This is a genomic window from Streptomyces sp. NPDC048516 (assembly GCF_043199875.1).
GTDB lineage: Bacteria > Actinomycetota > Actinomycetes > Streptomycetales > Streptomycetaceae > Streptomyces.
On record NZ_JBICWS010000013.1, the window covers coordinates 196332 to 222073 of the forward strand.

17 protein-coding genes are annotated in these 25742 nt (G+C 71.6%); 6 read left to right on the forward strand and 11 right to left on the reverse strand.

What is annotated here, in order from left to right; translation table 11 throughout:
• Window positions 1–23: 23 nt before the first annotated feature.
• Together ACGFR7_RS25225 and ACGFR7_RS25230 are read left to right on the forward strand one after the other, a co-directional pair.
• Window positions 24–1244 (forward strand): metallophosphoesterase, encoded by a 1221-nt coding sequence (locus ACGFR7_RS25225; RefSeq protein ID WP_393323403.1) that lies wholly within the window; start codon window positions 24–26, stop codon window positions 1242–1244.
• Between the two features lie 830 nt (window positions 1245–2074).
• Window positions 2075–4219: a SpoIIE family protein phosphatase gene (locus ACGFR7_RS25230; RefSeq protein WP_393323406.1), complete on the forward strand. Its 2145-nt coding sequence runs from the start codon at window positions 2075–2077 to the stop codon at window positions 4217–4219.
• 481 nt (window positions 4220–4700) lie between these two features.
• On the opposite strand, the gene ACGFR7_RS25235 is transcribed toward ACGFR7_RS25230, so the two are convergent.
• Entirely contained in the window at window positions 4701–6098 is a 1398-nt protein-coding gene (locus tag ACGFR7_RS25235; protein ID WP_393323409.1) for an NADP-dependent succinic semialdehyde dehydrogenase, read from the reverse strand.
• A gap of 505 nt (window positions 6099–6603) precedes the next feature.
• Here ACGFR7_RS25235 and ACGFR7_RS25240 point away from each other — a divergent pair.
• The gene (locus ACGFR7_RS25240; RefSeq protein ID WP_393323542.1) at window positions 6604–7482 is read left to right on the forward strand and encodes a L,D-transpeptidase; all 879 of its coding nucleotides are present in this window, start codon (window positions 6604–6606) and stop codon (window positions 7480–7482) included.
• Here the strand turns inward: ACGFR7_RS25240 and ACGFR7_RS25245 are convergent.
• The 4 genes from ACGFR7_RS25245 to ACGFR7_RS25260 form a co-directional block, all read right to left on the reverse strand.
• The gene (locus tag ACGFR7_RS25245; protein WP_393323412.1) at window positions 7476–9653 is read right to left on the reverse strand and encodes a dipeptide ABC transporter ATP-binding protein; all 2178 of its coding nucleotides are present in this window, start codon (window positions 9651–9653) and stop codon (window positions 7476–7478) included. The genes ACGFR7_RS25240 and ACGFR7_RS25245 overlap by 7 nt on opposite strands.
• Window positions 9654–9759: 106 nt before the next feature.
• On the reverse strand, window positions 9760–10656 hold the full coding sequence (locus tag ACGFR7_RS25250) for an ABC transporter permease (protein WP_393323415.1): 897 nt from the start codon (window positions 10654–10656) through the stop codon (window positions 9760–9762).
• Window positions 10653–11603, reverse strand: a complete 951-nt coding sequence (locus ACGFR7_RS25255; RefSeq protein ID WP_393323418.1) for an ABC transporter permease — start codon at window positions 11601–11603, stop codon at window positions 10653–10655. Before ACGFR7_RS25255 ends, ACGFR7_RS25250 begins: the two co-directional genes overlap by 4 nt.
• Window positions 11600–13357, reverse strand: a complete 1758-nt coding sequence (locus tag ACGFR7_RS25260; RefSeq protein ID WP_393323420.1) for a peptide ABC transporter substrate-binding protein — start codon at window positions 13355–13357, stop codon at window positions 11600–11602. Before ACGFR7_RS25260 ends, ACGFR7_RS25255 begins: the two co-directional genes overlap by 4 nt.
• Before the next feature lie 352 nt (window positions 13358–13709).
• On the opposite strand from ACGFR7_RS25260, the gene ACGFR7_RS25265 reads away from it, so the two are divergent.
• The 3 genes from ACGFR7_RS25265 to ACGFR7_RS25275 all read left to right on the forward strand — a co-directional run bounded on the left by ACGFR7_RS25265 (window position 13710) and on the right by ACGFR7_RS25275 (window position 18668).
• Complete coding sequence (locus ACGFR7_RS25265) at window positions 13710–15284, forward strand: M81 family metallopeptidase (protein WP_393323423.1); 1575 nt, start codon at window positions 13710–13712, stop codon at window positions 15282–15284.
• 509 nt (window positions 15285–15793) lie between these two features.
• Entirely contained in the window at window positions 15794–17608 is a 1815-nt protein-coding gene (locus ACGFR7_RS25270; RefSeq protein ID WP_393323426.1) for an MOSC domain-containing protein, read from the forward strand.
• Between the two features lie 430 nt (window positions 17609–18038).
• The gene (locus tag ACGFR7_RS25275; protein WP_393323429.1) at window positions 18039–18668 is read left to right on the forward strand and encodes a LuxR C-terminal-related transcriptional regulator; all 630 of its coding nucleotides are present in this window, start codon (window positions 18039–18041) and stop codon (window positions 18666–18668) included.
• Window positions 18669–18803: 135 nt separating this feature from the next.
• Here ACGFR7_RS25275 and ACGFR7_RS25280 read toward each other — a convergent pair whose 3' ends face one another.
• The 6 genes from ACGFR7_RS25280 to ACGFR7_RS25305 all read right to left on the reverse strand — a co-directional run bounded on the left by ACGFR7_RS25280 (window position 18804) and on the right by ACGFR7_RS25305 (window position 25670).
• Complete coding sequence (locus ACGFR7_RS25280) at window positions 18804–19724, reverse strand: DMT family transporter (RefSeq protein WP_393323431.1); 921 nt, start codon at window positions 19722–19724, stop codon at window positions 18804–18806.
• 248 nt (window positions 19725–19972) lie between these two features.
• On the reverse strand, window positions 19973–20170 hold the full coding sequence (locus ACGFR7_RS25285) for a ferredoxin (RefSeq protein WP_393323434.1): 198 nt from the start codon (window positions 20168–20170) through the stop codon (window positions 19973–19975).
• Between the two features lie 15 nt (window positions 20171–20185).
• Window positions 20186–21385 (reverse strand): cytochrome P450, encoded by a 1200-nt coding sequence (locus tag ACGFR7_RS25290; RefSeq protein WP_393323437.1) that lies wholly within the window; start codon window positions 21383–21385, stop codon window positions 20186–20188.
• A 300-nt stretch (window positions 21386–21685) separates the two neighbouring features.
• Window positions 21686–22960 (reverse strand): MFS transporter, encoded by a 1275-nt coding sequence (locus ACGFR7_RS25295; protein WP_393323440.1) that lies wholly within the window; start codon window positions 22958–22960, stop codon window positions 21686–21688.
• A gap of 179 nt (window positions 22961–23139) precedes the next feature.
• Window positions 23140–24282, reverse strand: a complete 1143-nt coding sequence (locus tag ACGFR7_RS25300) for an amidohydrolase family protein (RefSeq protein ID WP_393323545.1) — start codon at window positions 24280–24282, stop codon at window positions 23140–23142.
• Complete coding sequence (locus ACGFR7_RS25305; RefSeq protein WP_393323443.1) at window positions 24276–25670, reverse strand: glutamine synthetase; 1395 nt, start codon at window positions 25668–25670, stop codon at window positions 24276–24278. Before ACGFR7_RS25305 ends, ACGFR7_RS25300 begins: the two co-directional genes overlap by 7 nt.
• Between the last annotated feature and the right edge of the window lie 72 nt (window positions 25671–25742).

A 25742-nucleotide genomic window follows, 5' to 3' on the forward strand; every position in this document is an offset into this window, starting at 1 on the left:
CCGACCGTGAAAGAAAACCAGGCATGTGTGAAGACGAAATGATCCCGCCGCAGGCGGACATGACCGAGCGGGAGTGGCTGCGGACCGGCTCGGCGGCAGCGGGCGGCGGGCCGCCGGTGCGTACGACGGGACGCGTTCCGCAGTGGGTGAACCGGCGGACCCTGCTGGGCGGCGCGATGGCCGGTGCGGCGCTTGCGGTGCTGCCGTCTCCGGCCCAGTCGCCCGCGTCCGCCGCGCCCCGCCACCAGGCCCCCGGCGCCTTTCCGTTCCCCGAACACCCCAACGGCAAGGGCGAGTTCACGATTCTGGTCACCGGGGACGCGGGGACGGGGGACGAGGCGCAGTATGCGGTGGCGGCCGCCGCGCGGGATGTCTGCAAGACCGAGGGCATCGGCCTCGCGGTGGGACTCGGCGACAATATCTATGAGAACGGCCCGGAGTCCGATGACGATTCCGAGTTCCAGGACAAGTTCGAGAAGCCGAACGGCGGCATCGACGTGCCCTGGCTGATGGTCCTGGGCAACCACGACTGCTCGGGGCTGATCCCCGGCAGCGGCGGCGACCCGTCGCGCGGTGACCGCGAGGTCGCCTATGCCGCCACTTCACGGCGCTGGTACATGCCCAGCCGCTACTACAGCGTGCCGCTGCCGGCCGCCGACCCGCTGGTGGAGTTCTTCGCGATCGACACCATCCCCTGGTCGTCGTATGTCGCCCAGCTCGACCCGCACTACCGGTGGGACGGGCCGTACATGCGCGAGCAGCGAAGCTGGCTGGACGGTGCGCTGCGCGCCTCGCGGGCCCGCTGGAAGGTGGTGATCGGACACCACCCGTACCTCAACAACGGCAAGCACGGCAGCGCCGGTTCCTACGACGGTTTCGAGATCGGGAACTACACCAGCGGTATCCATCTCAAGGACATGTACGAGAAGGTGGTGTGCGGACGGGCCGATCTGATTCTGTCCGGCCACGACCACACGCTGCAGATCCTGGAGCCGACGGCCCGTACGGGCGGCACCCGGCAGGTGGTGTGCGGAGCGTCGGCCAAGACGGAGGACGGCACGGCGCACTTCCACCACCCGGCGGCCTGGCAGAACTTCTCCGACCACGGGTTCATGGTGCTCAAGGTGTCCGGCGCGCGGCTGACCATCGATGCGTACACGGTCGATGTGGCCACGCGGAAGGCCACCCTGCGGCACCGCGCCCGGCAGACCCGGCCGGTCGCTGCGGTGCCGGCGCACGCCTGAGGGCGGAGGCCGTACCGGGCCCGGGGTGACGCGCCCGGGACGGCCCACCGTGCGGGGTGCGCCGCCGCCCTCGAACCGCTGGTAGGTCACCGAGTCGTCGACGGTGATGCCGCGGGCGCCGCCCGGGGTGATAGGGAGCGGGGCCTGCTTCTCCAGTCCCTTGACGACCTGCCGCCCGCCGGGTGTCCACCGGCGGTCCGGTGAGGTCACGGCCCTGCTGGTGCTGTCGCCGGAGTGGTCCCGGCCGGCGGTTCGGTCCGCCGGCCCGTGTCGGCCCGTCTGTCCGTGTCGGCCCTGTGTCCGTGTGGCCCGTCGAGCCGTGTCGGCCCGTCAGTTCCTCGACCGGGCATTGAAGGTACCGCGGCAAGAGCCCTGCTCGATGGCGGAGTTACCGGGGCGTAACGCCCGGCTGCGGGTCACCTCCGGCGCGCACGCGGGTGACCGGCGGCGGACGGCCGCCGAACGGCCGGGGCACACTGGCCCCACCGGCGCGTTCACCCCCACCGGCGCGTTCACCCCCACCGGCGCTTTCACCCCCACCGGCGCGTTCACCCCCACCGGCGCTTTCACCCCTCTTCCGTACCCCTGGACGGCATCCGGAGCACCGGACATGCGGGCCTTCCGGCCCCCGCCTAGGGTGAGCGCATGGCCGCGTTCCGGTGGATATCGGCCCCGGTCAACGGCCCGCGACCGTGGGCACGAGGCAGGCTCGGCCCGGCGTCGCCGGCCGCTGCCGCGATGCGCCGATGCCGCGGACGCGTGCGTACGGAGGTTCTGCGACGCGTGCGTGTGAAGGCTCCGCGCCGCCCGGCCCCCAGGCGTGGCACGCCATGACCGACATCCCTCCGCACCCGTTCGGCGAGGGCTACGACCCCCGCGACAACCGGGACTGGCGCCTCGTCGAGGAGGACGCGCCCGGGGTGTCGCACCATGAGCCGATCGGACTGCGCGAACGGCTCTCGCTCAACCGGATGGGCACCTTCGACTGGGATCTGGACCGCGGTTCCATGGATCTGGACCCCGGTGCCATGGACGTCTTCGATCTGCGCCCGGACGAGTACGACGGCGCGCCGGCGTCCCTGGTCACGCGGGTGCCGCCGGCGGAGGGCCGCCGGCTGGACGAGGCGCTTTCCCAGGCCCTGCTGGACGGCCACTCGTCCTACGGCGCCTACTTCCGGGTCCAGTGCCGCGACGGCACCCAGCGCTGGACACACTCCCAGGGCCGGATCCTGCACACCGCGGACGGAGTGCCCTACCGGGTCATCGGCATCGTCCGGGAGGCGACCAGCGAACTGGCGGACTCCGCACTGCTGCGCTCGCTCCAGCAGGAGCGGCAGCGGCAGACGGTGATGGTGCAGCAGACCACCGCCGCGCTGGCCCGTGCGCTGTCGGTCAAGGACGTGACCCGGGTGCTCACCGGCACCGGCGGCGCCCGGCGGTTCGGCGCGGACGGCCTGGTCCTCGGCTTGGTCGCGAACGACCGGTTCGAGATCATCGCCACCGCCGGGATGGAGGGCGAGGTGCCCGACGACATGATGACCTCGCGGCTCGACGACACCCTGCCGCTGGCCGACGCGGCGCGCTCGCGGCGTCCCATCTTCCTCAGCACCCGCGGAGAGCTGATCGCCCGCTATCCACGGCTGCGCCCGTATACCAGGGTGCTCCCGGCGGGCAGCGCGGCGTTCTTGCCGCTGGTCGCGCAGAACACCGTCATCGGGGCGCTGGGGCTGTTCAACGCCGAGCCGTCGGTGCAGTCGCCGGAGGCCAGGAACCTGGCACTGGCGCTGGCCGGTGTCGTCGCGCAGTCGGTGCAGCGGGCGACCCTCTTCGACCAGGAGCGGGAGTTCGCGACAGGGCTGCAGGCGACGATGCTGCCGCGCCGGCTCCCGCCCATCGAAGGCGGCGCGGTCACCGTCCGCTACCACCCGGCGAGCGTCGGGCGGGACATCGGCGGCGACTGGTACGACGTGATCGCACTGCCCCAGGGGCGGACCGGGCTGGTGGTGGGCGACGTACAGGGCCATGACACCCATGCGGCCGCCGTGATGGGCCAGCTGCGCATCGCCCTGCGCGCCTACGCCAGCGAGGGACACTCACCGGAGACCGTGCTGGTACGGGCGTCCCGGTTCCTGGCGGAGCTGGACACCGAACGGTTCGCGACCTGCACGTACATCCAGGCCGATATGGAATCGGGAGCGCTGCACCTCGCCCGGGCCGGCCACCTCGGCCCGCTGATCAGCAACAGCGCCCGGCACATCGACTGGCCCGAGGTCCGCGGTGGGCTGCCGCTCGGTCTGGCCACGGTCTTCGGGCACGACCACTTCCCGGAGACCCAGCTGTTCCTGGAGCCCGGGTCGACGCTGCTGCTGTGCACCGACGGCCTGGTCGAACAGCCCGGCCAGGACATCTCCCGCGGTATCGACGCGCTGTCAGCGGCGGTCCGCACCGGGCCCACGGATCTGGAGGCGCTTGCCGACCGGCTCTCGGACCATCTGTGGGCCGACCCCGGCTCGGAGGACGATATGGCCCTCCTGCTGCTGCACCGGCTGCCCGGTTCCGGCGCCGTCGCCACCCCGCGGCTGCGGCTGCACGTCCATCAGGCAGACCCGTCGGGCACCGCGGAGGTCCGTTCCGCACTGCGCCGCACGCTGGACCAGTGGCGGGCGGGCACCGTCATGCACAACATCGAGGTCGCCGCCTCCGAGCTGATCGCCAACGCGCTGACCCACACCGAGAGCGGCGCCCTGGTCTCGATGGAGCTGCTGCCGGGCTCCCCGCGCCGGATCCGGCTGGAGGTCGAGGACCGTTCCAGCCGGTGGCCGCGGCGGCGCAGCCCCGGCGAGACCGCTACGTCCGGGCGCGGGCTGATGCTGGTCGAGGCGCTGGCGGACGCCTGGGGCGCCGAACCGCGCGGCGCGGGCAAGGCGCTGTGGTGTGAGTTCGCGGTACCGGACGGCCAGGAGGCGGTGTGGTGAAGGCCCGGGCCGCGGTGTGCGGTGTGCGGTGTGCGGTGCGCTGAACGTCAGGGCTGCGGTGTGGCGAACGTCCGGTCCGGCGAGGGGTGGTGTTCGCCCAGGGAACATGTCCACGTTCAGGGGTGATGACAGCACGTCAACTGTGCTGCTGGAAACAGGGAATGGGCTTCCACGTCGGGGCCCGGCAGCGGCCGAGAAGTGGCCGAGCCGACCAACCTGGCCGTTGGCCGACTCGACCTGACCGGAACGTACACCTTCACGTCCGTGACGCAAACCGCTCCGGCGCCTGCGCCCTCCCGGGGCCACTGTTTCCGCCACCTGGCTCGGTCTTCTGTCACCAGCTCAGGTTCGCGGCGCCGGCTCGGGTTCCTGACTCAGCCTCCCGACACCGGCTCAGTTCTCCGACGCCTGCCCGGGTTTCCGACCCAGGTCCCGGCGCCGGCTCGCTCCCTCGGCACCTGCTCATTCCTCCGGCACCGGCTCATTCCTCCGGCCCGTACCACAGCGTCGTCATATTGCAGAACTCCCTGATGCCGTGCCCGGACAGTTCCCGCCCGTAGCCGGAGCGCTTGGCCCCTCCGAAGGGGAGGCCCGGATGCGAGGCGGTCATCCCGTTGAAGAAGACACCGCCGGCGTCGATATCGCGGGCGAGGCGCTGCTGTTCCTCGGGGTCCCGGGTCCAGGCGTTGGAACTGAGACCGAACGGGGTGTCGTTGGCGAGGCGGACCGCCTCGTCGAGGTCGGCGACGCGGTAGAGCGTGGCGACCGGGCCGAACGCCTCCTCGCGGTGGATACGCATCCCTTCGGTGATGCCGGACAGCACCGTCGGCTCGTAGAACCAGCCCGCGCTGTGCTCGGGCGGCCGTCGGCCGCCGCACAGTGCGGCGGCGCCCTGGTGGACCGCGTCGTCGACCAGCTCCTCCAGGTCGGAGCGGCCCTGCGCGCTGGAGAGCGGTCCGACGTCGGTGTGCTCGTCCATCGGGTCGCCGACGGTCAGCGCGGCCATGCGGGCGGTGAACCGCTCGGCGAAGGCGTCGTAGATGTCCTGGTGCACCAGGAACCGTTTGGCCGCGATACACGACTGCCCGTTGTTCTGGACGCGGGCGGTGACCGCGACGCGGACCGCCTTGTCGAGGTCGGCGGAGGGCAGGACGAGGAACGGGTCGCTGCCGCCGAGTTCGAGGACGGTCTTCTTGACCTCGTCACCGGCGATGGATGCCACCGCGCGGCCGGCCGGCTCGCTGCCGGTCAGCGTGGCGGCGACCACCCTCGGGTCCCGCAGGATGTCCTCGACCGCGCCGGACCCGATCAGCAGGGTCTGGAAGCAGCCCTCGGGGAAACCTGCGCGGCGGAAAAGCTCCTCCAGGTAGAGCGCGGTCTGCGGCACGTTCGAGGCGTGCTTGAGCAGCCCGGTGTTGCCCGCCATCAGGGCGGGCGCGGCGAACCGCACGACCTGCCAGAGCGGGAAATTCCAGGGCATCACCGCGAGGACGGGGCCGAGGGGGCGGTAGCGCACCACGGCACGGATCGCGCCGGAGTCGCTCACATCGGCCGGATCGGGGTGCTCGTCGGCGAGCAGTTCCTCGGCGTGGTGGGCGTACCAGCGCATGGTCTTGGCGCACTTCGCCGCCTCCGCGCGCGCCTGGGCCAGTGGTTTGCCCATCTCGGTGGTCATGGTGCGGGCGATGCCGTCCTGGTCGGCGTCGAGCAGGTCGGCGGCCGCGAGCATCCGCTCCCTGCGGTAGCCGAAGCTGGTGATGCGGTGCTCCTGGAAGGCCTGGTCCGCCCGGACCAGGTGATCTTCGATCTCACCTCCGTTGAGGGCGTCGAAGGTCTTCAGGGTCTCGCCGGTGGCCGGGTTGACCGTGGCGATGGCCATGATCAGCACCTCCTTGGTGGGTGCGGGAGCGGGATACCCCCGGTGGAGAGGGCGACGGGTCCGGGCGGCCCTCCTAGGAGAGCGGCGACGGCTCCGGGGACGGCTCCGGGACCGGATCGGGGTCGGGTCCGGGCGGACGGGGTATCGGCGACGGTTCCGGCGGAATGGGATCCGGTTGCCCAGGCGGGCTCGGTGGGCCGGGAAGCGGGTCCGGGACGGGCGGCGGGCCTCCCGGATCCGGGGGCGTGGGCTGCGGATCGCGGTCGAGCGTGCGCTCACTGCGCGTATGCGGTTGCCGCTGCACGGTGGGCCTCCAGACTGAGACGGCTAGTGGCACATGAGCCCCCGTACCCGAGTTTCGCCCGTCCATGGCCCCCGCGCACGGCGGATTGCCGCGGACGGGTTGCGCACGGCCCGGGGGCGGCGTATATGACCTGATCGGACGACGCCGGGCGGGCCGGTCGCGCTCTAGATTGCGGTCATGCCCATGATGCGTAGGAGGACGATGCGCCTGGTGACCGCCGGGAGCACGGCCGCGGCCGGGCGGGCGGTGCGGGCGGTGCGGAGGGTACGGACGGTCCGGAGGGTACGGACGGCGCGGGCCGTGGTCCGGCGCCGTGCCGCCGGGCCGCTGTCCGCGGTCGCCCCGGCGCTGCTCGCGCTCGCCGCGCTCGCCCCGGCGGCCGGCGCGTCCGCCGCCGCTCCCTTCCACCAGCCACCGCTTCCGGGCCACCGCATCCTTCTTCCCGGCCACCGCATCCCCCTTCCCGTCCTCATGGCCGACACCGGCGGCGGCGAGCAGCTGATCACCGCCCGTGCGCCCACGGCGCGCGCCACCACCGGGACCGTGCGGTGGTGGCAGCGGCACAACGGCCGCTGGCGGCAGGTGGGTTGGGCGCCGGCCCGCTTCGGAGCCGGCGGGCTGACCGAGGGAAGTACCCGGGTGCAGGGCACGTCGACCACTCCGGCCGGGCTGTACGGCCTGCCGTTCGCGTTCGGGACCGCCCCGCCCCCGCCCGGCACCGCCGTGCCGTACCGCCGGGCCGGCGCGGACTCCTGGTGGTGCGAGGACAACGCCTCCGCCTCCTACAACCGCTGGGTGGCGCCACTGCCGCCGGACTGCGCGGCGGGTGAGTCCGAACGGCTGGCGGACTATCCCACGCAGTACGCCCGGGCCCTGGTCATCGGCTTCAACTATCACCGTCCGGTGCACGGCCGCGGCGCCGGGATCTTCCTCCATGTCCACGGGAAGGGGGCCACAGCCGGCTGTGTCTCCGTACCGGCCGGGGCGATGGCACGGATCCTGTCCTGGATCCGTCCGTCGGCGCACCCGCACATCGCCCTCGGCACGGCGTACGGGCCGACCGCCGTCACACGCTACTGACGGCGGCCGCGGTGGGCGGGAGATGGGGTGAGCGGGAAGTGGCAGGCCACCCGGTGCCCCGCCGTCTCGGGTTCGGCCGGCAGCGGTTCCACCGTCGCGCACAGCCCGGTCGCGAGGGCACAGCGGGTGCGGAAGCGGCAGCCGGAAGGCGGGGCGGCGGCCGACGGGGCCTCACCGCCGGGCGGGGGGCAGGCCGGGACGGCATCAGGGTCGGGGGCATTGACGCTGTCCAGCAGCCCCCGGGTGTACGGGTGCAGCGGGCGGGCGAAGACCTGATGGGCGGGGCCGGTCTCCACGAGCTTGCCCAGGTACATCACGCCGACCGAGTCCGCGAGATGCCGCACCACCGCCAGGTCGTGCGAGATGAAGAGATAGCCGATGCCCCTCTCGCGCTGCAGCTCGCGCATCAGGTCGAGGATCTGCGCCTGGACGGAGACATCGAGCGCGGAGACCGGCTCGTCGGCGACGACCAGGGACGGGTCCAGGGCCAGGGCGCGGGCCAGGCCGAGGCGCTGGCGCTGGCCGCCGGAGAATTCGTGCGGGTAGCGCTCCACCGCGCCGCGGGGCAGCCCGACGTCGTCCAGCAGACCCGCGATCCGTCGCCGCTGCTCGGCCCGGTCACCGATGCCCTGGATGACCAGCGGTTCGCGCAGGATGGTGCCCGCGCGCATCCGCGGGTCCATGGACGCGGAGGAGTCCTGGAACATCAGCTGGACATGGCGCCGGTGAGCGCGCAGTTCACGCTTCTTCAGGCCGCTGAGGTCGCGACCCGCGACGTGGACGGTACCGGCGGTCGGCGTCTCCAGGCCGACCGCCAGCCGGCCGAGGGTGGACTTCCCGCAGCCGGACTCCCCGATGATGCCGAAGGTCTCGCCGCGCCGGACGGTGAGCGAGACCCCGGCCACCGCGCTGACCTCGGCGGCGCCCGTCGGACCCGGCTTGCGGCGGGTGAAGAGCCCGCCGTGCAGCGGGTAGCTCCTGCTGACGTCGGCGAGCCGCAGCAGTGGTTCGTCCGTCCGTACCGGGGGCTCGGCGGGCGCGGGCGGGCGGAGCCCGGGGGCCGGTCCGGCCTCCGGCGCGGCGGGGTGAAAGCAGGCGAAGGCGTGGGCGGCCGAAGCGGGCACAGCCTCATCGAGGGCGTCGGTGAGTTCCGGCTCGGCGGCGCGGCAGATGTCGGTGGCGAAGCCGCATCGTGGGGCGAAGCGGCAGCCGACGGGCCGGGCAAGGAGGGACGGCGGCAGGCCGGGGAGGGGGTCCCGCGGTCGGCAGTCGTCGGTGTGCGGGGCACTCGGCCGGTCCATGCCGACGGACCCCCCATCACCGAGCCGCACGGGGGCACCCTCACCGCACCGTATCGGGGCGCCCTCACCCAGCGGCGGCCGGGGGAGTTCGGGGCGGGCCCCGAACAGCGCCCGGGTGTAGCGATGCCGCGGTGCGGCGAACAGCGGTCGTACGGCGGCCCGTTCGGCGATCCGGCCTGCGTACATCACCGCGACCCGGTCGACCCGGCGGGCGATCACTCCGAGGTCGTGGGTGACCAGGATCATCGCCATGCCGAGGCGGGTGCGCAGCTCGTCGACGAGTTCGAGGATCTGGTGCTGGGTGGTGACGTCGAGGGCGGTGGTCGGTTCGTCGGCGATCAGCAGCCGGGGCTCACAGATCAGCGCCATGGCGATCGCCACGCGCTGCCGCATCCCGCCGCTGAGCTGGTGGGGATAGCTCTTCAGCCGTTCGGCGGGGCGCGGCATGCCGACCAGCCGCAGGGTCTCCTCGGCCTTGGCCCAGGCCTCGGCCGAGGTCACCTGCCGGTGCAGCAGCAGGGGTTCGGCGACCTGGGCGCCGATGGTGAGAGTGGGGTTGAGGGAGCTCAGCGGGTCCTGGAAGACCATGCCGGCGGTGTTCCCGCGGACCTTACGCAGGACGGGTTCCGGAGCGGCCGCGAGGTCGGTGCCCCCGAACAGGATCCGGCCGCCGGTGACCCTTCCGCCGGGCGGCAGCAGGCCGAGGACGGACAGCGCGGTCATGGTCTTGCCGCAGCCCGACTCGCCGACGATGCCGAGCGCTTCACCGGGGGCGAGGTCGAGGTCGATGCCGTCAAGGGCACGGACGGTGCCGCCGCGGCCGGTGATCTCGACGTGCAGGTCCTCGATCCGCAGGAGCGAGTCGGTCATGGTGTGGGTCCTCGCTTCCGTTCTTCCGAAGCCGTCAGTTCTTCCGAAGCCGCCAGTGCTTCCGGACCCGCCAGTGCTTCCGGACCCGTCAGTTCTTCCGGACCCGTCAGTTCTTCTGCAGCCGCACGTCGAAGACGTCCCGCAGACCGTCCCCGAGGCAATGGAAGGCCGCGACGACCAGCACGATCGCCAGGCCCGGCGGGAAGATCAGCCACCAGTGGCCGACCTGGGTGTAGGTGATGCCGGAGGAGAGCAGGGAGCCCCAGTCGGCGGCGGGCGGCGGGATGGACAGGCCCAGGAAGGACAGATAGGCGACGTAGAGGATGGCGTCGGCCACCTGGAAGGTGGCGTTGACGAGGACGGTGCCGACGGCGTTGGGGACGATGTGCCGGAAGACGGCCCGCCCCCCGCCGCCGCCCATCATCCGCATCGCATGGATGTAGTCGCGGCCGCGCAGTGCCAGTGCCTCGCCGCGGATGAGCCGGGCCGGGGAGAGCCAGGCGACGGAGGCGATGATCAGGATGAGGACAGGCTTGCTGGGGGTGACGATCGCGGCGACCACGACGAGCAGGAAGAGCGCCGGGACGGCGAGCGCGGCGTCGGTGATGCGCATCATCACGGCGTCCGTCCATCCGCCGAAGTAGCCCGCGACCGAGCCGTAGACCGTACCGAAGAGCGTCGCCAACAACCCGGCGGCCAGGCCGACTTCAAGGGACGTACGGCCGCCGTACATCAGCCTGCCGAGCAGGTCGTAGCCGAGATCGGTGGTGCCCAGCAGATGGCCGGCTCCGGGGGCGCGGCCGGCCTGGGAAAGATCGGTGTGGACCTGGTCGGTGGGGTGGACCAGCGGCCCGAGAAAGCAGAAGGCGAGCAGCACGAGCAGCACCAGGGCGCCGGTGAGGGCGAGCTTGTTGCGGGCGAAGAGGGCCGGCGTGCGGCGGGCCGGACCCGGGGCGGTCTGGTCCGCGGCTGGCTGCGTGGCGGCAAGGGCTGGAGGCGTCACGTCACGCTCCTGATGCGCGGGTCGAGGGCGGCATAGGCGATATCGGTGATCAGCGAGCCGAGGACGGTGGCGACGCCGACGACGAGGGTGACGCCGAGCAGGACCGGGAAGTCCGAGCTCTGGGCGGCGTTCCAGAACAGCAGCCCCATCCCCGGGTAGTTGAACATCGACTCGATGACGAGCGTGCCGCTGAAGAGGGTGGGGAGGTAGAGGCCGAGGAGGGTGGCCAGCGGGATGAGGGCGTTGCGCAGGACGTGCCGGACCATGATGCGGGTGTGCGACTGGCCTTTGGCCCGGGCGGTGCGTACGTAGTCCTCGCCGAGGTTGTCGAGGACGGCGGAGCGCATATAGCGGCTGAAGGCGGCGATGATGCCGAGCGCGCCCGTCGTCACGGGAAGGACGAGCGCGGGCGGCTCGGCGAGGATGCCGGCGACCGTGTCGGCCTGCGGCGCCTCGGCGGGCAGCAGGGGCAGTTGCTGGCTGAAGACGAGGATGAGCACCAGGCCGAGGAAGAACACCGGGGTGGCGTAGGCGAGGAAGGCCGCGCCCGTCAGGACGTAGTCGGCGGCCTTTCCGCGGCGTACGGCCTGCAGGATGCCGAGCGGGACGGCCGGCAGCGCGGCGAGCCCGACGGCGAGGCCGGCCAGCAGGGCGGTCTTGGGCAGTCGTTCGGCGAGCAGGTCGGCGACGCTCCGGTTGAGCTTGTAGGACTCGCCGAGGTCGCCGGTGAGCAGCCGTCCCAGGTATCTGACGTACTGCTCGGGCAGCGAACGGTCGTACCCCTGCTGATGGTTGAAGTGGGCGAGGGATTCCGGGGTGGCCTGGATGCCGAGGATGGCGCGGGCCGGTCCGCCCGGGAGCAGGTGCAGCAGGACGAAGACGATGACGGAGACCAGCAGCAGCACGACCAGGGCCTGCGCGAGGCGCTTGGCCAGGAATCGGATCACCGGCCCGGCCCGCCCTTCTTCACGTAGTACCAGTTCTGCGGGGCGAGGGAGAGCGTCGGGTTCTGGTCGACGCCCCGCAGGTCGTTGCGGATGACGGAGACCTGGTAGGCGGGGTTGGGCGTCCACAGGACCGGGAGCTGACGGGCCACCTCACGGCCGTAGTTGCCCAGCGCGGCCGGGGCGTCGGAGTACTCGGTGGCACGGATGAGCCGGTCGGTGTGGGGATCGGACCAGTTGCCCATGTTGGAGGGCGCGTGGGTGGCGAAGAGCTTCTCGCCGCTGGGGTCGGGCGGGAAGTACCAGCTGCCCTGGGTGCCGAAGAAGCCGAGCTGCCATTGCGCGCAGAGCGGTTCGGCCTGCCGGCAGGGGACGGTGGTTCCCAGGACGGTGTTCAGCGGCTGCTGGCGGATGTCGAGGGCGATGCCGGCCGTGTCGTATGCGGACTTGATGGCCTGCATGGTGTTGGAGGTCTCGGTCGAGCCGGACTGTGAGAGCAGGGTGAGCCGCAGTTCCCGGCCGCCCTCGATGCCCGCGCCGCACTCCCCCGCGCCGTCCCCGGGCCGGGTGCAGCGCAGCACGCCGTTTCGGCCGGTCCAGCCGTGCCCGGCGAGCAGCGTCTTCGCCCGCGGCGGGTCGTACGGATACGGGTCGCGGTCCAGGAGGCCGGCGGGGACCGGACCGAGGGTAGGTGCGGCGCTGCCGTGCCAGATCACCCGGGAGATCGATTTCTGGTCGATCAGGTACTGGAGCGCCTGGCGCAGATAGGCCTGGCGCAGCAGCGGTCCGGCCGTGGGGTGCTGGAAGTTGAGCACGATATAGGTGATCGCCCAGCCTTCCCACGGGTCGATGCGATAGCCCCGCTCCTTGAATTGCGCGGACCGCGCCATGACGGAGGGCGGGATATAGCCGTAGTCGATGCCACCGGCGCGCAGCACATTGAATTCGGAGTCGGCGGTGGTGAAGGGCTTGAGGACCACGCGGTCGAGATGGGGCCGGTCAGGCCCGCGGTATGCCCTGTTGGGGACCAGGGAGACCTGTCCGGACGTGGTCCATTGCGCGATGCGCCAAGGGCCGTTGACGGTCTTCCACAGCGGATCGGTGGCGAACGCCGATAACTGCCTGGCATGTCGCATCAGCCGGGCGAAGACCCGCTCGGGGCTCTGGTGGCCGGGGTTCCAGGCGTGTACGGGAAGGGCGACGAAGTCCTGGAGCTCATTGGCGGTGAACCACGCGGGGTTGTAGGCACGGTCCAGCCGGAGGCGGAAGGTGCGGTCGTCGACCGTCTCGAAGGCCTTGACGTCGTCCGGCATCAGCTTCGGCGCGTATCCGGCCCAGTTTCGCTTGTCGGCCTTGATCAGATCGAACCAGAACTTCACATCGCGGGTGGTGACGGGCTTGCCGTCGGACCACTGGTACCCCTTCTTCAGCGTGATGCCGACGGTGGTGTTCCCCTGGCTGTAGCGGGGCGGCTCCGCGAGGCCGCGGGGCGAGTCCATGGTCAGCGCGGCGCCCTTCCGCTCGGGTGCGAAGAGCGGCAGGAACAGCAGGTTCTGGATGGCGCTGTTGTACGTGGCCAGATAGCCGGGGGCGCTGATGGGGAAGATCCAGTTGGGGCCGGCGGCGGGCGGCAGGGCCATGGTGGCGGTGCCGCCCTCGACACGGGTACCGCCGGTGGCGCCAAGGTCGGTGACAACGTTGCCAGACGGCGTGCAGCCGATGAGCACGAAGGTGCCGAGCAGGAGGGCAGCGGCCACGCGCCCCAGGGGCCCGCGAATGCGTGTACTGCGCAGCCCCATACCGCCTCCGGGATATCGCCGGTCGAGAGTGCGAGCAAAGTACGGAGGGCCGGGAAAGGAAGTCAAGGCCCCCTGGCGAAACCACGCCGACTGCGGTCTACTGCTGGCGAGTTGCCCCCTGCCTCCCTTGCGATCGGCGAACCGAGTTGCCCCGGGGAACCCTTCCTTCACTGCGGCGCCGCGGACGGACCGCCCTCGGTCGGGCGCTGCCGACGGACCCGCCTTGGCCTGCCGCTGCCGCCGGGCACGACCGCCTGCCGCTCGGCCGCAAGCCCCGGTCGGGCCCCCTCACCCCCGGAAGGTGTGCCTCATGACCTCACCGACCAGCCGCCGTATCCGCATCGGCATCGGCGGAATGGCCATCGAGTCCAGCCAGTTCTGCCCGCACCGCTCGGCCTACGACGACTTCCGCATCACCCGGGGGCGCGCCCTGCTGGACCGCTACACCTGGACCCGGCCCGACGCCGGGCCGGCCGGGCCCGTCGAGTGGGTGCCGCTGGTGCATGCCGTCGCGGTGCCCGGCGGGCCGGTCGAGCGCACCGCGTACGATCGCATCAAGGCCGAACTGACCGGCAGGATCCGGGAGTCGGGCCCGCTGGACGGGCTGGTGTACGACATCCACGGCGCCATGAGCGTGGTCGGACTGGACGACGCGGAGGCCGATCTCACGGACGCGGTACGGGCCGCGACCGGCCCCGGCACCCTGATCTCGGCCGCCATGGACCTGCACGGCAATGTCTCGCGGCGCTTCGCCGCGCAGCTCGATCTGCTCACCGCGCACCGGATGGCCCCGCACGAGGACGCCTGGGAGACCCGGGAGCGGGCCGCACGCAAGCTCGTGGAGCGGCTGGTGCACGGGACGGGCCGCCCGCACCGGGCCTGGGTGCAGATTCCGGTGCTCCTTCCCGGCGAGAAGACCAGCACCCGGCTGGAGCCGGCCAGATCGCTCTACGGCCGGCTGGCCTCGGTCGAGGCCGTCGACGGGGTCGTGGACGCGGCGCTCTGGGTGGGGTACGCCTGGGCCGACGAGCAGCGCTGCCGGGCCGCGGTGGTGGTCACCGCGGACGATGCGGCACTCGCCGTGGCACAGGCCGGGTCACTGGCCCGCGCGTACTGGGACGCGCGCCGGGACTTCGTCTTCGCCGGCCCGACGGGCGATGCGGACAGCTGTATCGCCCGTGCCGTCGCCTCCTCGGCCCGCCCGTTCCTGATCAGCGACTCCGGCGACAACCCCACCGCGGGCGGGGCCGGCGACCTCGCCTACATGCTCGGCCGGCTGCTGGCCGACGAGGAGTTGGCGAGCGGACGGGTCACCGCGCTGCACCCGGGCATCACCGACCCGGAGGCCGTCGCCGTCTGCTTCGGTGCCGGAGTGGGCGGCGAGGTCACGCTCGCTGTGGGCGGCCGGTTCAGTGCGGGTACCGGTCCGCATGCGGAACCCTACGAGCTGACCGGCACGGTCACCGCCCTGGAGGACGGGGCCGCTCCCGGCTCCGGCGGGCCGCGGGGGAATCCGGCCTACGACGGGTCCGGCCGGTCCGCGGCCGTCACCCGTGGCGGGGTGACGGTGGTGCTGACCGAGCGCCGCCGGCCGTTCCACACCCGTGCGGACTTCGGGTCGCTGGACCCGCTGGCTTACGACCTGGTGGTCGTCAAGATCGGCTACCTGGAGCCCGAGCTCCATGCCATGGCGGCGGACTGGCTGCTCGCCCTCACCCCGGGCGGGGTGGACCAGGATCTGCTGCGGCTCGGGCACCACAAGGTGCTGCGGCCCCTTTACCCCTTCGACGACGAGGGTTTCGAGGAGCCGGACCTGACCCCGGCGTTGCTCCAGGGCCTGCCGGCACGGCCCCGTCCGCCCCGCGGGCGGACGACGGGACTGTGACGAGGGACTGTGACGACAGGCCCTGGCGAGTGGGCCGCGCGTCCCTCCCACGCGCGGCGCCCGCCGAACGCCGCACAGGCCAGGGCAACTTGACACCGGACCACCGGAATGCCGCCCGGGCCTGCCACCTCGTGGCTTTGCGCCACGGCACGCCCGCGGAACCCCGCGGCGTTCCGCGACCGGCGCTCGGTGCGTGCCCGCCGGGAGTCGGGGTCGCCGAGCCCGAGGACATGGAGCCGGTCCACTTCGGCTCCGCTCGTCTCGTCCGGCCGTGCACTGCCTTCCCCTCCAGCGTGTACGGGCCGCCATGACACGCGTCGACGGTTTCCGGCCGTGCGGGGGCGCCGTGTCGAGCCGGTGTCGTGCCCCGAAAGCGGCTTTCCCGTGGACATCGAAGGCGTGCGGGCGCAGGCTGGTGCCGACCGGACTTGGTCCGTGCGGATGGCCCTGCCGGCGGGCAACGCCCAGCGTCGATGGAAGGGGAATGGCATCCGGTGAGCGGAGTGCACGTGCGACGACTGGTCCGGTATCCGGTCAAGGGCTGCGCCGGGCAGGACATCACCAGCGCGTGGCTGCGCCCGGGACTCGGACTGCCGGGGGACCGCGTGCTGGCCATCGCCAACGGGCAGTGTCCGGCGCCCCAGGCGGGGCGATGGGCTCCCACCGAAACCTTCGCCCGGCTGACCACCAACACCGACCTGCTGCGGTTGAGAGCCGCCTACGACGACACCGCCGCCACCGTCACCCTGCACCCCATGGATCAGGGCCCGGTGACCGTACCGCTGGATCAGCCGGAGAGCCGCAAGGAAGCCGATGCGCTGCTGCGCCACTGGCTACCGGCCGGCCCCCATGGCGGACCGGAGCTGGTACGCGCCGATCGGGGCTACTGGGACGACCGGGAGGGCACCGTCTCGCTGATCAACCTGGACACCGTCAACGCCCTGGCTGACGCGGTCGGCACACCGGTCGATCCGCTGCGCTTCCGCGGCAACGTCTACCTGGCCGGACTCGGTGCGTGGGCGGAGATGTCCCTCCCCGGCGAACGTATCGCGCTCGGCGAGGCGGAACTCGAGGTACTGCACCCGATCAACCGGTGCCGGGCCACCTGCGTCAACCCCGTGACCCACGAGGTGGACCTCAACATTCCCGCCTCGCTGATGATCCACTTCGGGCATCTCTTCTGCGGCGTCCGGGCCCGCGTCGTCTCCCCCGGGGCGTTGCGCACCGGGGACCGGCTGATCCGCTTCCGGCACCGCGGCAGACCTCAGCCGCCCACGACGGGGCTGCCGCCCGAGCAGTGGCCCCGGCCTGCCCGCGTCGTCCGGTACGAGGCCGAGAGCGACGACGTGGTGAGCCTCTGGTTGCGCGATCCGCTGCAGCAACTCCGCGGCCCCCACAGCCCGGGACAGCACCTGCGTATCCACCTCACCGACGACCGAGGGCCGGTCTGGCGTTGCTACACCATCTCCGGCAGCCACCACGGCGACCTGCGCATCAGCGTCAAACGGCATCCCGGCGGACGCATGTCACCGTGGCTGCACCGCCACGCCCGCCTCGATACGACGCTGCTCGTCTCCGGCCCGCACGGGTCCCTGACCGCCGAGCCCGGATCCGGTCCCGGCTCCCTCCCACCGCTGCTGTTGGCCGGCGCCGGAATCGGAATCACCCAGACCCTCGCCCTTCTGCAGGCCGCAGCCCAGGAAGACCCCGGTCGTCCCCTCGTGCTCTGCCACACCGCCCGCAGCGGCCGCGGGCTCGCACTGTGGGAGGAAGCCCTCGCATTGATCTCCGCGCTGCCTCAAGGGCGCGCCCGTTTGTTCCTGACCCACCCCGACGAAGGCGACCTCACCCGGTGGAACGCCACAGCCGGTCGCCCCGATCTCGGCGCCGTCGCCACACCGCTGCTCGACCTTCCGACGGCGACGGCCTACCTCTGCGGACCCCCGAAGTTCATGGAGGCCGCTCGGGACGGCCTGATACGCCGCGGGCTGCCCGCCGAGGCGGTTCACCAGGAGATCTTCGCCTCGCCCCGCGCTCCGCTGCCCCCGCCCAAGCCCCCGCTCCCCGGACCGTTCCGCGTGTCGTTCACCGTCAGCGACCGCCAGGCACACTGGACACCGGACCACGGAACGCTCCTCGACCTTGCCGACGAAATGGGGGTACCGGCCCCGTCCGGATGCCGGGTCGGCGCCTGCCACCTCTGCCAACAGCCCCTCAGCAGCGGAAGCGTCACCTACACCACGCCGCCCGCCCTGCCTCCGAAGCCCGACTGCGCGCTCCTGTGCTGCGCCGTCCCCACCAGCGACGTCCATATCCCGCTGTGAGCCCGCTGGTCGGTCCACCTGTCGGGTCGCAAGGCGACCGGCGAGCTGCGGAAACAGACCCGCCCCTTGCTCCGCGCACGCGGGAATCGGCCCTCGGCGCTCCGCCGCACCTCTGTCCTCGCAGGGCGTGAGGTCCGTCACGGACGCGGCCGGAACAGGGGTGTGGTGGTGCCCGAAAGGGCACGACTCGGCCACCGCCGCGTTCCGCCCGGCGGGAGCTCGCCCCGCGGCCAAAGCGGTCTCTATTCTGCGGTAACTCACGATTACTCTGGTTTTGAACTCGGGCTCTGCGAACGAGCGGAAATTGATTTTCAGCCACTGCGTCCCGGCTCTGCCCAGCGTTGACGCCCGCCCGGAACCGCCGTAGATTAGCTGATGATCAAGAGGTATGCATTCACGCGGAGTCGCTGTTACGGGGGAGTCGAGAGCCGTGGTTGCGCAGTTCAGGTTAGTCGTCGCCGACAGCCACGAACTATTCCGTGAAGGGTTGTCTGCGCTTTGTACGGCGGAGCCGGGAATCCAGGTGGTGGGTCAGGCCGACGATGGGCTCGAGGCCCTGTCGCTCATCCGCAGGGAGCGCCCCGAAGTTGTGCTCATCGATGCCGAGCTTCCGGAAGTCGGGGCCGTACGGACGGCTCACCAAGAGCCCATGGCCCCGCGCTTGGTGATGCTGACCCCGCATGAAGATGCGCACTTGATGGAGCTGGCGATGTCCGTAAGGCCGCACGCGTGCGTCTCGAAGGATTCGACGCGTGAGGAGCTGTTCGAGACGGTACGGGCCATAGTGAGCAACGGGGACCGCATGTTCATCTCCTTCTCCAGAGGGGTGGCCGAGCAATTGAGGTTTCCCACGAAGAACCCCCTTACGGCTCGGGAGAAAGAGATTCTGCAACTCGTCTCCAGCGGATTCCGCAATGCGCAGGTCGCTTCGTCTCTGTGTGTCACGGAGGGGACAGTTAAACGACATCTCTCCAACATCTATGTGAAACTTGATGTCGGATCGCGTATGGAGGCCGTGCACACCGGCGTCAAACTGCGGCTGATCACGGGAATTCATTGAGCCTCTCTTCTGCCGTCGCGCCCAGTCGCCGGCCGCGGCGTGCCCGGGGGTGGCACCACCGGCGGTATGCGGGAGGACAGGGCCTGGCGGGGCGTCCGGCGTCCGGCGGGGCCGGCACGAAGCCGTACGGCGATGTCATTGATTCCTCGTCACCACTGCCAGGGACGCGGCCACCACACAGCCCAACGCCACCCATTGGCTGGGGCCGAGCTGTTGGGAGAGGACCACGAGACCGACCAGGGCGGCGATCGCCGGCTCCAGGCTCATCAGCACTCCGAAAACCCGCGGAGGTATCTGCCGCAGGGCCCTGAACTCCAGGGAGTAGGGAACCACGGAGGACAGCAGGGCGAGACAGAAGCCGATGGCCAGCACGTGCGGCTGCAGAAGGCTGGTTCCGGCGTCGGCGAAGCCCACCGGGAGAGCGAGCAGTGCACCCCACACCATGGCCAGGGCCAGGCCCGCGCCGTCGTTGGTACGGCTGCTGAGCTTCGCCCCGAGCAGGATGTACCCCACCCAGCACCCAGCGGCGATCAGCGCAAAGGCGACACCGACCCAGGAAAGGCCGCCGTCCACCTCGGTGAGCAGTACCACCCCGACGGCGGCCAGGAGTGCCCACGCGGCATCGGACCAGCGACGGGAGCTCACGACGGCAAGGGCCAGCGGTCCCAGCAGTTCGATGGCGACGGTGACGCCCATGGGGATACGGTCCAGCGCTTGGTAAAAGGCGAAGTTCATCCCGGCGAGCACCGTTCCGCAGGCGAACACGGCGGGCAGAGCGCGCCGTCCGACCCGCAGGGACGTGCGCCACGCGACCGAGAGGACCAGGGCGGAGAAGACCAGCCGCAGCGTCGTCACTCCGAACGCCCCGGCGACCTGGAACAACGGCTTGGCCAGTGCGGCACCCAGTTGCCGGAAGAGCATTCCGCACAGGATGAGCGCCGGCGGCGGCACCGCCGTCAGCAGGCGTCCGGCGCTCCGCCCGGCACCGGGCCGCGGCGCTGCCCGGTCGGTGTGCTGCACCGTCTGTGCAGTGGTGGTTTCTGGCGTCCCCGTCATGGTGCTCCTCGAAAATCTTCACAGTGACACAACGCCGGGCGGACAGCCGGCGCACACCCCCGCAGCGCCGGCCCGGTGCCGGCCTTCTTCTCCTGGTCCTCCGGTATTTTGGTCCGGCGGTTCCACGACCGGGTGACGACCGCCCGCCGGGGGCAGACGTCTCCCGAGCCGTGCCGTGCCGTGTGCCGCGCCGTGCCGCGGCCGGTCGGAGATCCTTCGGCTGCCCGCCCTCGGCGAGCCGCGCCCGGTCAGTCCGGGTTGATGCGGAGGGCGGCCGCGGGGCAGCGCTGAACAGCGTCTTCGACCGTACCGAGGGTGTCCGCCAGAGGTCCTTCGTCGAGCAGTTCGACGAGACCGTCGTCGTCGTTCTGGTCGAAAACGGCAGGCTCGATGAGCACGCACTGGCCCGATCCGACACAGGCTTCCCGGTCGATGGTGATCCGCATGACATGTCCTCCAGGTCACCAGGTGACGGGCAGTTCATGAACCCCGTACACGATCTGATCGTTCTTCAGCGGGAGTTCTGTCGCGGGAACTGCCAGGCGCAGACCGGGAACACGGGCGAACAAGGTGCTGAAGACGACCTCCAGGTTCATCCGGACAAGGTTCTGACCGATGCATTGATGCGGGCCGTAGCCGAATGCCAGATGACGGCCCACGTCACGATGAATGTCCAGAACTTCTGGATTATCGTAGAATTCACTGTCCCAATTGGCCGATGCATTGAGCCCGAGGACGCCGTCACCTTCCCGTATCGTCACGCCGCCGATCTTGATATCGGACAGAGCGACACGGAAAGTGGCCTGGTCCGAGATGCTGAAATAGCGCAGCAACTCCTCGACAGCTTGCGGGACAAGGCCGGGGTCGGCCCGCAGTTCCGCCAGTTGGTCAGGATGCTCCAGCAGACCGATCGTGCCGAGGGCGATCATGTTCGGCGTCGCCTCGTGACCGGCGACGAGGAGCAGCCTGGCCATGCCGAGGACGAGGTCCCGGTCGTAGGCTCCCGATGCACGGAGGTTGCTGATGAGCCGGCCGATCAGGTCGTCCGACGGTTCGCGCTCCTTGTCGGAGACCACCACCTCAAGATAGTCGAGGAGTTCGGCGTAGGCGTTCTCCTGCTCCGCCCGGGTCGCGTTGCGGGAGAGGATGACCGCCGTCTTGGCCAGGAAGAACGCGTTGTCCGCGTACGGCACTCCCAGCAGTTCACAGGCGATCATCGAGGGCACCGGGGCGGCGAAGGCCTCGATCAGGTCCGCCGTAGGGCCGGCGTCGAGCATGGACGTGAGGCATGTGTCCACGATCTCCTGGACGCGTGGCCGCATCTGCCGGATCCGTTTGACCGTGAACTCCGGGAGAACCAGCCGGCGTCGCGCGATGTGCTCCGGGCCGTCCATCCCGACCATGCCGACGAGTCGTTCTTTCGGCACCCCGACGGGAAGGCGCACCTGCAGGGGAGAGCCGGGGTGCAGGCGGTCCGTGCTCACCTGGGGATGGACGAGGAATTCTCGGATGTCTTCCTGCCGGGTCAGCAGCCACGCAGTGCTTCCGTGCTGCAGAGTCACCTTGGAAATGGGCGCCTCGGCACGTAGCTGCGCGTACTCTCCGGGTATTCGCATCGGGCAGGACCGGGGCATGGGGAATTCCGGGTATTCGCTTTGCACGCTCTGAGCTTCGGAATCGGTTGCATGAGGCACGTGCATGTCACCTGTCTCCTCGCATCTGATCAGTAATGCCTCAAACGTAGGTCGCTCAGGAATGCGGGCGCATCACCCGGCCGGGGTGTCCCGGAGCATGCCTGAGGGTGCAGTGGTGATGCATCAAAAGATGTAGCGCAGGTCCGGGCGGGTCGGGGCGGCTGCTGGATTCCGTCCGCCGCCGATCAGTGAGGTCGTCGACCGGACCGACCCGAGGGGGCACCTCCCTGAGCCGGCCTGAGCGCGGAGGCACCCCCTGGCGCGCCCCTAAGGCTGCGGATCCCGTGCGTCGTAGCGGGCGAAGGCGCGGCGGCCGAGGCCCAGGCCGGTCACCACCAGGACACACGCCAGGCCGCCGCCGATGACCGCGGTGGCCGGGGAGGTCAGATCGGCCATGGACCCGGCGAGGAAGTCGCCCAGCCGCGGCCCGCCGGCGACCACGACGATGAAGACGCCCTGGAGCCGGCCGCGCATCGCGTCCGGTGTCGCGGCCTGCAGCATGGTGCTGCGGAACACCATCGAGATGGTGTCCGCACAACCGGCCACGGCCAGGAAGAACAGGCCGAGCCACAGCTGCCGGCAGAGGCCGAAGGAGGCGATGGCCGCGCCCCAGGCGGCCACCGCGATCAGAATGGCCAGGCCGTGCCGGCGGATCCCGCCGAGCCAGCCGGAGAACAACCCGCCCAGTACGGCGCCCACCGCGGGCGCGGCGACCAGGAGGCCGACGGTCTTGGCGTCCCCGGCGAACCAGACCACCGCGACCGCGGGAAACAGGGCGCGCGGCTGGGCGAGCACCATCGCGGCCAGGTCCGAGAAGAACGTCATCCGCAGATTAGGCCGGGTGGCGAGAAAGCGCAGGCCGTCCAGTACAAAGGCCCGGCGCCGTGGGCCCTCCCCCTGCTCGGGCCGCATGGACGGCAGCCGCCACATCGCGTACAGCGAGCCGCTGAAGGCCGCCACATCGATCAGGTAGGCGGCCTGGTAACCCCACAGACCGACGATGACCCCGCCCAGCATCGGCCCGCCCATCAGACCGAGGTTGCTGGTCAGGGAGTTGAGGGCGTTGGCGGCCGGCAGCTGTTCGGTGGGCAGCAGCCGCGGGATCATCGACGAGCGGGCCGGCGAGTTCATCGCGAAGCAGACGGCCTGGAAGGCAACCACGGTGTAGAGCAGCCAGACCCGGTGGTATCCGGCCAGGGCGGCGGTGGCCAGCGTGAGGGACATCGCGGTGGCGCCCGTGGCGCTGTAGAGGCCCAGTTTGCGGCGGTCGACGGTATCGGCGATGGCGCCGCCGTACAGCCCGAAGACGACCAGGGGGACGAGTGAGCACAGGCCCACCAGGCCGACCGCGAAGGTGGAGTGGGTGAGGGTGTAGACCTGCAAGGAGACCGCGAGCGCGGTCATCTGCTGGCCCATCCAGGAGATGGTGTTGCCGCACCACAGGCGGCGGTAGTCCGGGGAGAGGCGCAGCGGGGTCAGATCGGCGAGTATTCGGGAGCGCGGGGATATGTCGCTCTTCCCGGGGGTCGTTGTAGGGGCCACGCGGCGCAGTAAAGCACGTGGCAGGGGCGCGGCGGACGGCAGGGAAGAAGCGGCGCCCGGCCCGATCGCCCCTTACCCGCCCGGCGTTCGGCACGCTCGGTGCGTACGGGCTTGACGGGCTCGTCCGGCCCTGGCGGCTTCGTCCGGCCGTGCGCGCTCGTCCGCCTCTGCCGGCCCGGTCAGCCGTCCGGAAGGCCGTACACCCGACGGGCGTTGTCCGCAGCGATCATCGCGCCCACCCGCCGGGCGTCCTCGTCGGACCACGCCCCGGACGCCGTCCAGTCGCCGAGGACGGTCGCCAGCGCGGTCCGGAACAGGGCGCTGCCGACGACATACAGCTCCGGCAGGCCGTAGGCGTCGGTGGAGAAGAGCAGTTTGCCGAAGGGTGCGAGCTCCAGGAATTCGGCGAGCACGGCCGCGGCGCGCGGGCCGGTGTGGGTGAGCGTCAGCCCGATATCGGCGTAGACGTGCGGGAACACGGCCGCCAGGTAGGCGGCTTGGCGGTGGTACGGGTAGCAGTGCAGCAGCACGAGGTCCGTACCGGTGCCGGCGGTGGCCCGCACCAGGTCGGTCAGCAGCGCCGGGTCGGCGTGGTCGAGCCGGAGGTCGGGGTCGCCGAAGCCGGTGTGGAGCTGGAGGGGGCGGCCGGTGGCAACGGCGAGTTGGACGAGATGGCGCAGCACTACCGGGTCGGTGAGCCGGGGCGCCGCGGCGGCCAGCCAGGAGCGGGCGGCGGTGTGCACCGCGCCCGGGGCGGGCGGCGCGGGGTCCAGGGCGAGACCGTGGCGGTAGGCGGCGACTGACTTGAAGGCGACGGCGGTGCGCGCGGCGTCCCGGACCGCACGGGCCAGGGCCTCGGTGAACTCCTCTGCGTCGCGGGAGCCGGCCGCGATCCGCTCGGCCAGTGTCTCCAGCCGTACGACCTCGAAGCCGGCGCCGCCCCCGTCCTCCGCGGTCTCGGCCGGGCCCGTCAGCTCGCCGGGCAGCCCGGTGTCCAGGAGGTAGGCGCCGATGCCGGTGGCACGCAGCAGACGGCGGCGGGTCTCGCCCGGGCCCAGTTCGGCGCGGCGGGCCAGATAGCGGTCGGGCGGGCAGTGCGCCGGCAGGTCGAGCAGCGGCGGGCACCAGCGGCGTACCGCGAAGCCCGCCTGGGTGTCGAAGAAGGTGGTGCCCGCGGCGGGCGGCCGGTCCGACTCGGTGAGGTAGGCGGCGAACGTCCCGGGGTCCGGGGCGTGCCGGAGCACCCCGTGGCAGTGGTGGTCCACCAGCGGCGGCAGGCCGTCGCCGGGGCCGCCTCCCACCGCGTCCGCGGGCCTCACCAGCGCCAGCGGGTGGCCGCGGCGATCTCGTCGTCCTCGCTCTCGGCGAAGTGGGCCTCCTCCGCGCGCCGGACGGCGAGCACCGCGCCGTGCAGCACCTCGCCCATCGCCTCGTACAGCGGGGCCGACTTCTCCAGCCGGTCGGCCGCCTCGGTGAGGGTGGCGGGCAGCCGGACGATGCCCCGCCGGGCGCGCTCGCGGACGCCGAGCACCCCCGGGTCACCGGTCTCCGGTTCCGGCAGCCGGTCAGCGGAGTCGACGCCGTGCAGTCCGGCGGCGATGACCGAGCCGACCGCGAGGTACGGGTTGGCGGCGGCGTCGAACGTCTTGATCTCGGCGTGGCCGCCGTCCGCGTCGTCCGGGGCGCCGGTGATCAGGCGCAGCGCCGCCTCCCGGTTCTCCACGCCCCAGCACTGGTAGACGCCGGCCCAATGGGAGGGCTGCAGCCGCAGGTAGCTGGCGGGTGAGGGGCAGCCGATGGCGAGCAGGGCGGGCAGGGCGCCGAGGACGCCGCCGAGGAAAGCCACCGCGTCCGGCGCCAGGCCCCAGGGGGCGTCGGGGCTGCGGTGCAGGCTGGTGCCGTCGCGATACAGGCCGAGGTGGAGGTGGCAGCCGTTGCCGACCTGCCCGGCGACGAACGACGGGGCGAAGGAGGCACGCAGTCCGTGCCGGACGGAGACGGCGCGGATGGTCTCGCGGACCAGCACCACGTCGTCGGCGGCGCGGACCGGATCGCCGGGGGCGGTGGTGACCTCGAACTGGCCGGGGGCGTACTCGGGGTGGAGCTGGAGGACGTCGATGCCCTGGACGCTCAGCGCCTCGGTGACATCGCGGAGGTAATCGGAGAGTTCGACGACCCGGGTCATGCCGTAGGCGGGGCCCGCGCAAGGGTAGTCGAGCGGTTCGTCCCCGGTGGGGGCCTGGTGCCCCGCGGGGGCGCGGGTGACCACCCACTCGGTTTCGAAGCCCATCCGCAACTCCAGGCCGGCGGTGGCCGCCCGCTCCGTCATCCGCCGGGCGAACTGCCGCTGGCAGGCGGGGTGCGGCAGCCCGAGCTGGTCGTAGCGGTCCGCCGGCGCCCAGGCCCAGCCGGGCTGTGCGGCGAGCGTGGTGACCCGGTCCAGGTCGGGGAAGAGCCGCAGGTCACCATCGGGTCCGCCGAGGTGGTCGGAGGCGGTGATGGCGTCGTCCGAGGTGAACACGTCGAAGACGGGCGACATCCCGACTCCGCGTTCCGCCGCGGCCGCGAGCCGTTCGGCCGGCACCGTCTTGACGCGGGCGATGCCCGCATTGTCCACCCAGGTCAGCGCCACGTTCCGGACGCCTTCCGCGGAGAGACGTGCCGCCAACTGGCGGGCTTCCTGGCGCTGTTGTGCAGCCCGCGATCCCATAGAGCCGTCCTCACTGACCATGCCGATGCCTCGGCGCCCGTTCGCGCTGGGTGCCCTTCCCGGTACGGTGCG